Consider the following 14,383-nt stretch of genomic DNA (forward strand, 5'->3'; position numbering starts at 1 on the left):
GGCGGCGGGGCTGGGCGTGACAGGCTGGCGCCGCTGGGACAGCCGGCGGCGCGGCTCAGGCGCGCATGTCCTTCAGCACGATGCGCACCAGATCGGCGGCGTTCCGGGCGCCGAGCTTCTCCATGATGCGGGCGCGGTGCACCTCGATAGTGCGCGGCGAGATGCCGAGCTTGCGCCCGGCCTCCTTGTTGGAGGCGCCGTTGGCGATCTGCACCAGCACCTCGCGCTCGCGCGGGGTCAGCAGGTCGTGGCCGGGGAAATGCGCGGTGAGCAGGTCGCCCGCCCCGTTGCCGGCGCGCTGCGTCTGCGCGGCGATCGCCTCGCGCACCCGCTCCACCACGGTGTCGGCGTCGAAGGGCTTCTCGATGAAGTCGAGCGCGCCGTGGCGAATGGCATCGACCGCCATGGGGATGTCGCCCTGGCCGGAAATGATGAAGATCGGCGCCGGATAGCGGTCGGCCTCCAGCTCCTTCAGGATGTCGAGGCCGGAACGGCCGGGCATGTGAACGTCGAGGATGACGCAGGCCGGCACGCTCTGCCGGGCAATGGCGAGGAAGGCGGCGCCGTCGGAGAAGCTGCGCACGTGATACCCTTCGAGGCTCATCACCAGCGAGAGGGCGTCGCGGACCGCCGGATCGTCGTCGACGACAAAGATGTCACCCTGCCCCGCCATGCCCGTGTCCTCCCTGCTCGGCCTCGACCGCCTTGTTGTCGTCCCGGATCGGCAGCGACAGGGCGAAGCACGCACCGCGTCCCTGTCCGCCGGGATCGACGACGAGATCGCCCCCGTGGTTCTGGGCGATCGTCCGTGAAATCGCAAGCCCGAGCCCCATGCCGCGATGCTTTGAGGTGGCGAAGGCCTGGAAGAGCTTCGGCAGTACTTCGGGCGCGATGCCCGGCCCGTTGTCGGAGACTTCCAGCACCACATGGCCGGCGGTCCGGCGGGTGGCGACCCGCACCGCGGGGCGCCTGGATTGCCCGGCCGCCTCGATGGCGTTGCGCACCAGATTGACGATGATCTGCTGGATCTGCACCGGATCGACCATCACCAGCGGCAGGTTGTCCTCCTGCTCGCGGCCGATGGCGATGCGGTGGCGCTGGCCGAGCAGGGTCAGCTCGATGGCGTCGTCCACCAGCGGGTCGAGCACGCGCAGCTGGCGCACGGGGTCGCGCTTCTCGACGAATTGCCGCATGCGCTGGATGATGTGGCCGGCGCGTTCCGCCTCGCCCGTCGCCTTGTCGAGGATGTCGCCGGTCATGGACTTGAGGTCGATACCCTTGGCATGAGCGCGGCGGATCGCCTGCAGATAGAGCATCAGCGCGGTGAGCGGCTGGTTCAGCTCATGGGCGATCGCCGCCCCCATCTCGTCGATCGCCGAGACACGGGCGAGGTGCACCAGTTCGCTCTGCAGCTCGGCGAGGCGCTGCTCGCTCTCCTTGCGCGGGCGCAGGTCGCGCAGGATGCCGATGAATTGCCGCCCGTCCGGCGTCTGCGCCTCGCCGACGGAGAGCTCCAGCGGGAACACCGTGCCGTCGGCGTGGCGCCCATGCACCTCGCGGCCGATGCCGATGATCTTCTTCTCGCCGGTGCGGATATAGCTGCCGATATACTCGTCATGGGCGACGGCATATTCGGTCGGCATCACCACCTTGACGTTCTCACCGATCACCTGCGCGGCGGGGAAGCCGAACATCTTCTCGCAGGCCTTGTTGAACACCATGATCCGGCCGCGCGCGTCGATGACGATGATGCCGTCGGCCGCCGTGTCGAGCACCGAAAGCAGGCGCGCCCCGGACACGGTGTTCGGCTCTGTCCTCTCGCACGGGTCCGTCGCTTCGTGCATGATGTCGATCTACTCAGCAGTACGCCACACGACGGGCTGGAGCGGCCGCCAGCGCCCCGAATTGCCATCCCTTGTGCGGGTGTCGGATTACAGCCAGCCAATATCGGGATGATAGATACGGCGTCCATCGAAGCCAAGGGGCAGACCGCTTTTGCGCTGGGCATAGACCCGCCGCATCTTCGAATGATCAAACTGGGTCGTCTGTATCATCGACAACGGGGCGACGTGGTAATAGCCGAGCACCAGCGGCACAAAGACCAGCAACCTGTCCTCGGCGCAGAGGTGCAGCAGCAGCTCCCAATCTTCGTGTGCCGCGGCATGCTTGCCGTAATAGCCGCCAAATTCTTCCACCTGATCCGCATCGACCAGGGAGAAGGCGTCGATATAGTTCATGTCATAGATGCGCTCATCGACGAAGTCGTTCGATAGCAACCCGATCGAGCGCTCTCCATTGTGCATCACCAAGTTACCATAGGTGATTGCCGCGCCGGTGTCCCGCGCGGCGCGCCAAAAATGGTAAAGATTTTCCGGGATCAGTTCGTTGTCTGCGTCCATGAAGCAGACATGCTTATAGCGCGCATTGCGCATCGCCCGGTTTCGGGTCGCGGCGAGGCCCTCATTGCCGGTCGCCAGAATCGGGTCGATCACCCCGAGCCGGTCCGCCAGCGCCATCGATGCCAGCAGGCGCTGCGAGCCGTCGCGCGAGAAATCATCCGCCACGATGACCTGGCACCCTACCCCGCGTGCGTTCAGGTCCTCGGCCGCCCGCAGCGCGCTGCCCACGGAGCGGCCGAGATAGTTGCGGTGGTTCCAGTTGGGAACGCAGATCGACACGCCGTGAGGATTGCGCCCGTCGATCATTGCGCGACTTCCAGTCCGCGGCTCCGCTCCGCGAACTGCCGCGCCGCCGGACACCAGGGGGCGATCGCCCGGGCGACGCTGCCGGCCAGCGTGCCGTGTTGCTCGATGAAGTCGAAGGCCGCCTGATACATCGCCGCCAGCCCGAACTCCTCCCGCGCCTCCCGCACCGCCTGCAGGTGCGGGTAGACCCACGGGACATGCGCGAAATGGGCGGCGTTAAGCGGGTCCACCTTGGCGGGCACCGCACCCGCCGCCACGGCGTGCAGGGCCCGGAAGCCTTCATGATAGGGAAAGCTGTGATGGCTGCTCCACAGATAGAGGTCGGAGCGGCCGAGCACGCGCGCGATTTCCGCCGCCTCGAAGCCGGAGCGCCGCTCGAACGGCCGGTGCGGCGGCAGGAATGCCAGGCCGTGGCTGCCCAGCGTCTCCATCGCGGCGGACAGGAACGCCGCGCGCTCGGCGGTGGCGTGGCCCAGTATCGCCCAGGGCAGCGGCCGGCCGGCCTCCCACGGACGCACGCTCGCCCGTTCGCGGGCGGAAAACGCCTCCGGCGCCCACACGTAGGGCACGCCGCGCACCAGCGGAATATCCACCTGCCGCACCATGGTGAGGTCGACGATGGCGGTGATCGGGCTGGCATCCGCCGGGAACTGGTTGCCGAACCAGTGCGAGTAGATGGTGTCGTAATTGATGAGGATGCGGTGCTCGAACGCACTGAGAGCGGCGATCAGCTCGGCGCGACGGTTCTCCCGCTCCGCCGCGATCAGGCATTCGGAATGGTTGACGATCAGCACCGTGCTCCCGGCCCGCGCGCGGATCTCCGCGACATTGCGGGAGGAAACCGCCACCGCCGGCAGCCCGTAGGCCGACAGGTCCTGCGCCAGATTGTCGGCCTGGCTCTCATAGAACCAGTTGATGCCGAAGGGAGCGATGACGGGAATCATGGCCCGGCCCCGATCATGGGCGATCCGCCGCGCCGCTAAGGCGCGTCAGGCTTTCCTGCTGGATCACCGCATAGCGCCGAAGACTGGCGACCTCGTGCTCCAGTTCGGCGATGCGCGCCTTGAGTGCCTCGGCATCGTCGGGCGCGGCTTCCGGCCGCCGCGCGGCGGCGCGCAGTTCCTGGATCTGGTCGAGCAGGAAGAAGGGATCGAGCGCGCGGTCGGCCAGCAGCGTCGTCACCTGCACGAGCAGCCGCTCCCGCTCGGCGCACGCGGCCCCGCTCGCGAGCATAAGCAGCGACGACTTCCACAATGCCGGCGACAGGCCCGCCAGCGGCCGGTGGCGCACGCCCTCGACATGCGCCGCCGTGCCACCGTGCCAGTCGCGCCCGCCACCATGAACCAGCACGACCGGCCCATTCGCGCCGGCGGCAGCCCGTTCGGCCCGCTCGATGTCGGCCAGCGGGTAGAGCCGCATGTCGCCACGCGCCGGCAGCTCGCCAGGCGCGGCGACGAAGCTGAAGGCGGGATCGACCCGGCAATGTTCGAGACGACGCGCCAGTTCAGCGGAATCGACCAGCACGCGCGCGGCCCCGGCGAAGCGGGCGATGATCCCCACGAGGAACACGTCCACCTCGTTGAGATCGGCATCGCCGGCGCCGCCGGCCGTCTCGACCAGCTCCCGCCAGTTGCGGCGGGCGTCGAGATGCAGCGCCAGCAGTTCGACCCAGCTCTGGCGCGGCTCGCGCTGGCTGGTCAGCGACGGCAGTGGCTGCGGCGGCGGCGATGCATGCTGGCCGGGTTCGGCGAGGTTGCGCATGGCTGTTCCTCTCGCAGGATGGACGATCACCGCCTCACTCGCCGGCCGGCGGCATCGGCCGACAGGGCATCGATGGGGGCGTTGCGCCGAGGATGGGCGCGAAGGTGCCACCGCCAGGCGGTTTCGATGATCTGGCGCAGGTCTGAATGCCTGGTCTCGAAGCCGAGCTCGTCGCGGGCGCGCGCCGCATTGGCCACCAGGATCGCCGGGTCGCCCGCCCGCCGGCCGCCGACGACTTCCGGCAGCTTCAACCCGGTCACGTCCTCGATGACGCTCAGTACCTGCTTGATCGAGTAGCCCTCGCCGGTGCCGAGATTGAACGTGCCGCCGGGCTCGCCGCGCAGCAGCCGCTGCAGTGCCAGCACATGCGCGTCCGCCAGGTCGACGACATGGATGTAGTCGCGCACCGCGGTGCCATCCGGCGTGGGAAAATCGGCGCCGAACACGGCGAAATCGTCGATATAGCCCTGCAGCGTCATCAGGGCGCGCGGAATGATGTGGGTTTCGGGATCGCGCAGTTCGCCGAGATCGCCGGCGGCGTCGGCGCCACAGGCATTGAAATAGCGCAGGACCACCGATTTGAGGCCGTAGGCCATGCCGAAATCCGCCAGCATGTGCTCGACCATGCGCTTGCTCTGACCATACGGGTTGACCGGCACGGTGGGCACGCTTTCGTCGATCGGCATGTGGGCGGGCTGGCCATAAACCGCGCAGGTCGAGGAGAACACCAGCTTGTCGCAGCCGGCCTCGCGCAGCCCGTTCAGCAGCGACAGGGAACCGGCGACGTTGTTCTCGTAGTATTTCGCCGGGTTCACCATCGACTCGCCGACATAGGCCGAGCCGGCGAAATGGATGGCCGCCACGATGCCATGCTCGCGCACCGCCGCGGCGACGGCCGCCGTGTCGTGGATGTCGCCCTCGACCAGCGGCCCCCAGCGCACGAAGTCACGATGGCCGGTGGAGAGATTGTCGAAGGTCACCGGCAGGAAACCTGCTTGCGCAAGCGCCTTGCAGGTGTGGGCACCGATATAGCCGGCGCCACCAACCACCAAGATTCGTTCCGCTGTCACCGCGACCATCCCTGCGTTCGCTCAAACAGCGATAACACGCTGTACCAATCCTTGCGAAACAAGCGATTCGAAATACGGAATCGTCCGCTTCACCCCTTCACGCAATGACACCGACGCCTGCCAGCCAAGCAGTTCGTGCGCCCGCTCCACTTGCGGCCGACGCTGGCGCGGGTCGTCCTCCGGCAAGGACTTGAACACGATCCTGGACCGTGATCCGACCAGATCGATAACGAGATTGGCGAGCTCCAGGATCGTGAACTCGGTGGGATTGCCGAGGTTGATCGGCCCCGTCACCTCCGCCGGACTTTCCATAAGCTTGACCAAACCATCAATCATATCATCAACATAACAAAAAGAACGCGTCTGCTCCCCGCTGCCATGGACTGTAATATCCCGATTCAGCAGGGCCTGCACGATGAAACTCGATACCACCCGTCCGTCATTGGGATGGGTTCGCGGACCGTAGGTATTGAAAATGCGGGCGATCTTGACCTGCAATCGGTGCTGGCGCCAGTAATCGAAGAACAGGGTCTCCGCGCAGCGCTTGCCTTCATCATAGCAGGAGCGCGGACCGATGGGATTGACGTTGCCCCAATAGCCTTCCGCCTGCGGATGCACCTGGGGATCGCCATAGACTTCGCTGGTGGACGCCTGCAGGATCTTGGCGCCGAGCCGCTTGGCGAGGCCCAGCATGTTGATGGCGCCGAGCACGCTGGTCTTGGTGGTCTGCACCGGATCGCGTTGATAATGGATCGGCGAGGCCGGACAGGCGAGGTTGTAGATCTCATCGACCTCGACATAGAGCGGATGGGCGATATCGTGCCGCAGCAGCTCGAAGCCGGAATGGCCGATGAGATGTTCGATATTGTGGCGGGTGCCGGTGAAGAAGTTGTCGACACACAGCACCTGGCATCCCTGCTTCAGCAGGCGCTCCGCCAGATGCGACCCCAGGAATCCGGCTCCACCGGTGATGAGGACGCGACGCTCCAGATGCATGAATCTCTTCCAGCTGCCAAGGCGCGGACACACTGATCTCGCCTACAGCAAGGGCAATGAAGGCTTCGCTAAAATCGCACAAGATGGACCCGCGTTCGCCCGGCGAATGGTTGCATCCGGGCTGCACAGCGTCCGCCTTCCCGCCATGGCGGTCCGCACGCCGATGGCGTCTCCACGGTCGGGGGCGCGGATCGAGCTAGACGAGCAGGAAATTGCTCGTCGTCAGTTGGGCCAGTTTCGCGTTCTGCAGCACGATGCCGTCGCTGCCGTCCCAGATCACCACGTCCGTGCCGTTCTGGAACGCCGCGTCGATCGCTGCGCCGATCGAAGAAAAGATGGCGCTGTCGAACACCACCCGGTCACGGGTGACGTTCCAGTCGACGAAGTAATCCACTCCGCCGCCCTTCTCCAGAATCGCGTAGTCGTAGCCCAGCCCCCCATAATACGCGTCGGTTCCCTTGCCGCCGGTCATGTAATCGTTGCCATCCTCGCCGAACAGCCGGTCGCTGCCGTCGTGCCCGTAAAGGCTGTCCGAACCGCCGCCGCCATAAAGGTTGTTGTTCAGTTCGTTGCCCACAACGGTGTTCTTCTGGTCGTTGCCGCCGGCATCGGTGGCCGTGCCGAACAGCACGATGCTTTCGAAATTCGGATCGAGGCCGCGATTGACTGAGGTCCACAGCGTGTCGCCGCCTTCGTTCAGCGCCTCGTAGACCACGTCGGAATAGCTATCGACGACGTAGGTGTCGCTTCCCAGCCCGCCGATCATCTGGTCCGGTCCGGTGCCACCGTCGAGGATGTCGGCACCCGCCATGCCATAGAGCACGTCGGCACCCACCCCGCCATGGATGGTGTTGGCGAGGTCGTTGCCGGCCATCAGGTTGGCGGCGTCGTTGCCCCACGCCTCGATGTTGTAGCGACCTTCCTCGATCTTGAGCTGCTCGACATTGGCCGGCAGCACGTAGCCACTCGCCCGCAGATAGACCGTATCGACACCTTCGCCCGGCGCCTCGATGACCACATCGCCGACATAGTCGACGACATAGCTGTCATTGCCGGTAAGGCCAATCATCGTATCGGCGCCGCCCAAGCCATTGAGGATATTGTCGGCAAAACTGCCGCGCAGGGTGTCGTTGGCCGAGCCGCCGACGGCGTTCTCGATCAGCGAGGCCGGATTATCGTCGAACAGGTAGGAATTATAGACATTGCCGCGTGCATAGACGCCGTCGCCCAGATGGGCGAGTTGCGCCTCGGAGGTTATGCTCGCGGCGCCGGGAGACAGATCGATCGAGACCGGCGTGGTGAAGCTCTGCATGCTGTAGGTGTCGATGCCACCGCCGTCCCAGACCGTCATGAAGACCTTGCCGCCGGTGGGTGACGGCCCTTGCCGCACCCCGTTGATCGACAACTGACCGTCCTGACTCCAGCGGTAAATTGTGTCGCCGGATTGGGTATTGCGATCGGCACCATAGAGTGTCTGCAGCGCCAGAATGTCGAGCGGCATATAGGTTTGTGGGAAGTCGTATTGGCCGACATCTTCCCAACCGTTCGCGGGGCCCCCCACATAGGCACGCTCGCTCATGACCGTGTGCTCGAGCGAATCGCGATCCGCAGGCACCACAACATTCGCGACGCCGTCCGGAGCGGCGCTGTACTTCAGGCCGAGCGTCACCCCCAGCAGCTTTAGATGCAACGCATAGGCATAGTTTCCGTTGACAGGAAATCGAACATCTCTGTCTGTACCTTTCAGCTCCGTGCCGAACCAGACCTCTCCCACAAATACTCCACCAAGGCCAGGCCCATTCGCATATCCAATTAAATCATCATCCTCTATATTTCCGACCGTAATCTCGCGACGATATTGATTGTAATCGGGGAAGAATTCATAAATGGGCAGATTTGTGAACGCTCCAACATTATTATACGTCGCATATTTTCCAGCCAGCGGGTGAGGATCCCCATCGCCGAACTGTAGATTTCCGCTTAGAATAGCGGAAGTAGCAGCCATCTGCTCGAGAGTAGCCCGGAGAAGGGCAGAGTCGGAAGAATACCTGTAAGATGAAAATCTCGTCTCGCCCTGCCATTTCTCGCCGATAAGCAAGCCGTCAATATAATCGTTGCCGGTCGGATCAACTTTCACAACGCTGGCCATCTCGTTCTCTCCCCCCAATGCCTTGTCACGGCCTGTCATTTCGAGCGTCGCACGTGCAGCAGATCGCGCCAGTCGTAAATCCGACCAGATCAACGCCAGGCATCACTCACACGATACTGGTTTTCATCCAGCCTGCTGGATATTGAGCAGATCTGAGTGCCATCGACAAACAAACATGGCGTCACGCGCCGCATCCTGCCCGGCCACAGCCCGAGAGACCTCTCCGCCCGGCGAAACCGGGCTGGGCGCGTCACACGAACAGGAAGTTGCTGGTCGTCAGCTCCGCCAGCTTGGCGTTCTGCAGCACGATGCCGTCATGGCCGTCCCAGATCACCACGTCGCTGCCGTTCTGGAACGCCGCATCCATCGCCGCGCCGATCGAGGCGAAGATGGCGCTGTCGAACACCACCCGGTCTTCCGACGCCTTGAAGTCGACGAAGTAATCCACCCCGCCGCCGTTCTTGATGATCGCGTAGTCATAGCCGGCGCCGCCGTAATAGGCATCGCGGCCGGTGCCGCCGGTCATGTAGTCGTTGCCGTCCTCGCCGAACAGCCGGTCGCTGCCGACATGGCCGTAGAGGCTGTCCGAGCCGGCGCCGCCATAGAGATTATTGGCCAGCGCATTGCCGGAGACGATGTTGTCCTGGCCGTTGCCGCCGGCATCGGTCGCCGACCCGAACAGCACGATGTTCTCGAAGTCGTTGTCGAGGCCGCGATTGACCGAGGTCCACAACGTGTCGGTGCCCTGGCCCGGCTTTTCAAAGACGATGTCCGCCAGGCTGTCGACGATATAGGTATCGTCGCCAGAGTTGCCGACCATCCGGTCTGCACCGGCGCCGCCGTCGAGGTGATCGTCGCCGCTGGAGCCATACAGCCTGTCGTCGCCCGCCTCGCCATAGAGGGCACTGTCGGTGTAATTGCCGGTCAGCAGATTGTTCAGCGCATTGCCCCGCAATGTGGCGGCACCGGCGATATTCTCGATCCTGCCATACTCGACATTCTCCGGCAGGACGTAATAGCTCAGCCGGGAATAGACGAAATCCCTGTCACCGGGCTCGCCGAACGCCTCGATCACCACGTCGCCGACATTGTCGACCACATAGGTGTCGCTGCCGGCCAGGCCGGTCATCACATCGGCACCCGCCCCGCCATTGAGCAGGTTGTCGGCGATGTTGCCGCTCAGCGTGTCGTTTCCCGACCCGCCGATGGCATTCTCGATCAACGAGGCCGGGTTGCCGTCGAACAGGAAGGCGTTGAAGATGTTGCCGCGCGCATAGACGCCGTCGCCGAGCTGGGCGAGTTGCGCCTGCGAGAACACGCTGTAGCCGCCCGGCGCGAGATCGATCGAGACCGGGGTACTATAGGCGGACAGGTCATACGTATCCAGACCGCCGCCATCCCAGATGGTGCGGAAGATTTTGTTGCTGGCAGGAGAGCCGCCTACCTCGCCTGTCGCTGGATTCCAGCTATAGACGCTGCGGCCAGCGGCATAGCTGTAGTCGGCGCCGCCATAGAGCGTCTGAAGCGCCAGAATATCCAGCGCCATAAAGGATTGCGGATGTCCGAATTTCTCAGCGCTATAGGCGCCGGAAGGACCGCCTTCATAGGAACGCCGGCTCATCACCGTGTATTCGAGTGAATCCATGTCCGCGGGCACGGCGATATTGGCCACGCCGCCAAGGTCGCTGGCATATTTCAGGCCCAGGGATATGCCGACTCCCTGCATGTATGTGAGATAACCGACACTGCCGGGACGATCCTCAAACGGATAAGTGAAAGCAATGTCTCCTCCATCGATCGGAGATTTCATTGATGGTTGAGCATTTTCCGCATAGCCAACCTGGATATTTCCATTTCCAGGAAGCGGAGTTTCTTCATCATATTTTTGGACAAATCTAAGTTTTATATTTGTAATTCCTATTACATAAGAATATAATGAATATACTTCCGGTATTATTTGGTAGTCACCGTACCAACTCGTAAAGGAATACGTCGTATCCCCGGCCCATTTGCTTCCCTGAAGCAGGCCGTCAATATAATCGTCGCCAGTCAGGCCGACACTGACAGGAGTTCCCACAACCGCTCTCCCCCTCGCGCCCCCGGCGCTCATGTGCTTTCCGCAGCATCTTCCATCTTATGTCGAGCAAAACAACCTACAGATGAAATAATACCGTGCCGGTGCGGATTTTGTCGCCGCCGGCGCCGCGATGCGGCAACCTCCGCTTCACAGGCGGAGCAAACGCGGCGCAAGCGGTCAGGACCTTGCTCGTCGGCAGATCGGCAAGCCCGCCGCCGCGAAACGCGCGTGCCGCGCGTGTGTCGCGCTCATGCCGGCCCGCCGTCCCTCGGCCATCGACATCGGCGGAGCCCCCTCCCGGCACGCGCCTCCCGGCGTCGATCCAGCCCCGCATCCTCGTCCGGAAACCGCGTGACGGCATCCAGCCAAAATCGCCTGGATTTCACAGCCGCGCGTAGCCATCATGGCGTATCGTGGAGCGTCATTCCGGAGCCGCGTTTTACCTCTCTCGACTGCCGGGACACCTCCCGCCCGACATCAGGACCACCGCCGCATGATCTCCGAACTCGCCAAGGCGATGCAGGCCTGCCGCACGGCCTTCATCGGCATCGGCCTGATGACCGGCGTGATCAACATCCTCTACCTCACCGGCTCGATCTTCATGCTGGAGGTCTATGATCGGGTGCTGCCCAGCCGCAGCATCCCGACCCTGGTTGGTATCGCCATCCTCGCCGCCATGCTCTACGGCTTCCAGGTGGCGCTCGACATCGTGCGCCTGCGCATCCTGTCGCGCATCGGGCTCGCCCTCGACGAGGGCATAGGTGGGCGCGTCTACAGCGCCGTGGTGCGTGCGCCGCTGCGCATGGTCCCGTCCGGCGACGGGTTGCAACCGATACGCGATCTCGACCAGCTGCGCGGCTTCCTTTCCGGCCTCGGCCCGACGGCGCTGTTCGACATGCCGTGGATGCCGCTCTATCTCATCGTCTGCTTCCTGTTCCACCCGCTGATCGGCCTCACCGCGCTGATCGGCTGCGTCGTGCTCGTCGCCTTCACCGCCCTGACCGAAGCAACGACCAAGAAGCCGGTGCGGCAGGCGATGATCGAGATGACGGCGCGCAACGCGCTGTCGGAGGTCGGGCGCCGCAATGCGGAAGTGCTTTCCGCCATGGCGATGACCGAACGCCTCGGCGAAAACTGGGCGGCGGCGAACCGGCGCTTCACCCGCGAGCAGCAGCGCGCCGCCGACATCGGCAATGGCCTCGGCGCGCTCTCCAAGGGCTTGCGCTTGGCGCTGCAATCCGCCGTGCTCGGCGTCGGTGCGTTCCTGGTCATCCGCGGCGAGGCCAGCCCCGGCATCATGATCGCCGCCTCCATTCTCAGCGCCCGGGCGCTGGCGCCGGTGGAACTCGCCATCGCGCACTGGAAGGGCTTCGTCGCCGCCCGCCAGGGCTGGAAGCGGCTGGGTGAGCTGCTCAAGGCCTTTCCCGTCGCTGGCGCGCCGATCGCGCTGCCCAGGCCGCACCGGTCGCTGGCGGTGGAGGACATCTCCGTCACCCCGCCGGGCCAGCGCCGGCTGGTGGTGCAGGAGATCGGCTTCACGCTGGAGGCCGGGCAGTGCCTCGGCGTCGTCGGCCCCTCCGGATCGGGCAAGTCGAGCCTGATCCGCGCCCTGGTCGGGGTCTGGCAGCCGGCACGCGGCAAGGTGCGGCTCGACGGCGCCGCCTTCGAGCAGTGGCGCCCCGACGACCTCGGCGCCGCCATCGGCTATCTGCCGCAGGACGTCGAGCTGTTCGCCGGCACGGTGGCGCAGAACATCTCCCGCTTCCATCCCGCCCCCGATCCGGCCGAGATCATCGCCGCCGCCGAGGCTGCCGGGGTGCACCAGCTGATCCTGCGGCTGCCGGAAGGCTATGAGACGCCGATCGGTGACGGCGGCGCCGCGCTGTCCGCCGGCCAGCGCCAGCGTGTCGCGTTGGCGCGGGCGCTGTTCGGCTCGCCTTTCCTGGTGGTGCTCGACGAGCCGAACTCCAATCTCGACGCCGATGGCGAGGCCGCGCTCAACCAGGCGATCTCCGGCGTGCGGGCGCGCGGCGGCATCGTCGTCATCGTCGCCCACCGCCACAGCGCGCTCGCCAGCATCGACAGGCTGCTGGTGCTGCAGGAAGGCCGCAGCCGCGCCTTCGGGCCCAAGGAGCAGGTGCTGCGCAAGCTGGCGCAGCAGCCCGCGCCGCCGGTCCCCGCCGGAGGTGCCGAGGTCGTGGCGATGAACGGCCGGAACGAGAAGCCGGCAACCGCAAGGATGCCCCCGGACGCCCCGATGGCGGAGCGCCCGCTGGCCGGCAAGGAAGGGCTGCTGCCGTGACCCGCACGACGCCTGCAAACCCGCACCGCTCCATTCGCCGCCATCTGGCGCTCGGGCTGCTCCTGGTGCTGGTGGTGGTGTTCGGCATCGGCGGCTGGGCGGTGGCGACGCAGATTTCCGGTGCCGTCATCGCGCCGGGACAGCTCGTCGTCTATTCCAGCCTGAAGAAGGTGCAGCATCCCACCGGCGGCATCGTCGGCGAACTGCTGGTCAAGGAGGGCGACAGCGTGCGGGCCGGCGACGTGCTGCTGCGCCTCGACAAGACGGTGGCCGAAGCCAATCTCGCCATTCTCGCCAATAATCTCGACGAGCTCCAGGTTCGGCAGGCTCGCAACGAGGCCGAGCGCGACGGCATTGCTGAGCTCGCCTTCCCGCCGCAGCTGCTGTCCCGCGCCGAAGACGCCGACGTCGCGCGCATCCTCACCGGCGAGACCAAGCTGTTCGAGAGCCGCCGCTTCCTGCGCGAGGGCCGCAAGGCGCAGCTCGGCGAGCGCATCGCCCAGCTCAGGGAGGAGATCCGCGGCCTCGACTTCCAGCTCGCCTCCAAGGGCCGGGAAATCGCGCTGATCGGCACCGAGCTCAAGAGCGTGCGCCAGCTATGGACCGACAACCTGGTCTCCATCCAGCGCGTCACCGCGCTGGAGCGCGACGGCGCGCGGCTGGAGGGCGAGCAGGGCCTGCTGATCGCCAACATCGCCCAGACCAAGGGCCGCATCGTCGAGACCGAGCTGCAGATCCTGCAGATCGACCAGGACATGCGCAGCGAGGTCGCCACCGAGCTCGCCGAGATCCGCGCCAAGCTGTCGGAAACCCGCGAGCGCATCGTCACCGCGCAGGACCAGCTTCGCCGTGTCGAGCTTCGCGCGCCGCAGGACGGCGTGGTGCACCAGCTCGCCGTGCACACCATCGGCGGGGTGATCGGCCCCGGTGAGCCGATCATGCTGGTGGTGCCGAACAACGACCAGCTGGAGGCCGAGGCCCGCGTGCCGCCGCCCTTCATCGACCAGCTGGCGGTGGGCCAGCCGGCCGTCGTGCGCCTCGCGGCGGGGGCGCAGTGGGAGACGCCGGAACTCACCGGCACGCTCAGCCGCATCTCGGCGGATATCGTGCCGGACCCCCACACCGGCGAGGGGTTCTATTCGGTGCGCATCTCGCTGCCGCCCGAGGAACTGGCGCGGCTGGACGGCATGAAGCTGGTGCCCGGCATGCCGCTCGAGGTGTTCATCAAGACCGGCGACCGCACGGTGCTGTCCTATCTGGTCAAGCCGCTCACCGACCAGGTCGCCCGCTCGTTCCGCGGCCGCTGAGCCGCGCGGGCTGTGG

Annotated in this window: 11 protein-coding genes; 2 read left to right on the top strand and 9 right to left on the bottom strand. The window is 65.3% G+C overall.

The window, feature by feature from the left end; all coding sequences use genetic code 11:
* Window positions 1-55: 55 nt before the first annotated feature.
* The 9 genes from KHC24_RS19635 to KHC24_RS19675 form a co-directional block, all read right to left on the bottom strand.
* Complete coding sequence (locus tag KHC24_RS19635) at window positions 56-673, bottom strand: response regulator transcription factor (protein ID WP_213364983.1); 618 nt, start codon at window positions 671-673, stop codon at window positions 56-58.
* On the bottom strand, window positions 657-1,844 hold the full coding sequence (locus KHC24_RS19640) for a two-component system sensor histidine kinase NtrB (protein ID WP_213364984.1): 1,188 nt from the start codon (window positions 1,842-1,844) through the stop codon (window positions 657-659). The genes KHC24_RS19635 and KHC24_RS19640 overlap by 17 nt, the downstream gene beginning before the upstream one ends.
* Window positions 1,845-1,931: 87 nt before the next feature.
* Complete coding sequence (locus KHC24_RS19645) at window positions 1,932-2,705, bottom strand: glycosyltransferase family 2 protein (protein ID WP_213364985.1); 774 nt, start codon at window positions 2,703-2,705, stop codon at window positions 1,932-1,934.
* Window positions 2,702-3,649, bottom strand: coding sequence for a hypothetical protein (locus tag KHC24_RS19650; protein WP_213364986.1), 948 nt, complete (start codon window positions 3,647-3,649; stop codon window positions 2,702-2,704). The genes KHC24_RS19645 and KHC24_RS19650 overlap by 4 nt, the downstream gene beginning before the upstream one ends.
* A gap of 13 nt (window positions 3,650-3,662) precedes the next feature.
* Window positions 3,663-4,466, bottom strand: a complete 804-nt coding sequence (locus KHC24_RS19655; RefSeq protein ID WP_213364987.1) for a hypothetical protein — start codon at window positions 4,464-4,466, stop codon at window positions 3,663-3,665.
* Window positions 4,467-4,492: 26 nt separating this feature from the next.
* Window positions 4,493-5,536, bottom strand: coding sequence for a UDP-glucose 4-epimerase GalE (gene galE / locus KHC24_RS19660; protein ID WP_373878584.1), 1,044 nt, complete (start codon window positions 5,534-5,536; stop codon window positions 4,493-4,495).
* Window positions 5,537-5,557: 21 nt separating this feature from the next.
* Window positions 5,558-6,532, bottom strand: a complete 975-nt coding sequence (locus KHC24_RS19665) for a UDP-glucuronic acid decarboxylase family protein (RefSeq protein WP_213364989.1) — start codon at window positions 6,530-6,532, stop codon at window positions 5,558-5,560.
* A 196-nt stretch (window positions 6,533-6,728) separates the two neighbouring features.
* Window positions 6,729-8,681 carry a M10 family metallopeptidase C-terminal domain-containing protein gene (locus KHC24_RS19670; protein ID WP_213364990.1) on the bottom strand — a complete coding sequence of 651 codons (1,953 nt, stop codon included), beginning with the start codon at window positions 8,679-8,681 and terminating at the stop codon, window positions 6,729-6,731.
* Between the two features lie 250 nt (window positions 8,682-8,931).
* On the bottom strand, window positions 8,932-10,326 hold the full coding sequence (locus KHC24_RS19675; RefSeq protein WP_213364991.1) for a calcium-binding protein: 1,395 nt from the start codon (window positions 10,324-10,326) through the stop codon (window positions 8,932-8,934).
* Between the two features lie 925 nt (window positions 10,327-11,251).
* On the opposite strand from KHC24_RS19675, the gene KHC24_RS19680 reads away from it, so the two are divergent.
* Both KHC24_RS19680 and KHC24_RS19685 read left to right on the top strand, forming a co-directional pair.
* Window positions 11,252-13,060 carry a type I secretion system permease/ATPase gene (locus KHC24_RS19680; protein ID WP_213364992.1) on the top strand — a complete coding sequence of 603 codons (1,809 nt, stop codon included), beginning with the start codon at window positions 11,252-11,254 and terminating at the stop codon, window positions 13,058-13,060.
* On the top strand, window positions 13,057-14,367 hold the full coding sequence (locus KHC24_RS19685; RefSeq protein ID WP_213364993.1) for an HlyD family type I secretion periplasmic adaptor subunit: 1,311 nt from the start codon (window positions 13,057-13,059) through the stop codon (window positions 14,365-14,367). The genes KHC24_RS19680 and KHC24_RS19685 overlap by 4 nt, the downstream gene beginning before the upstream one ends.
* Window positions 14,368-14,383 lie beyond the last annotated feature (16 nt).

The organism is Ancylobacter defluvii, from assembly GCF_018390605.1.
GTDB lineage: Bacteria > Pseudomonadota > Alphaproteobacteria > Rhizobiales > Xanthobacteraceae > Ancylobacter > Ancylobacter defluvii.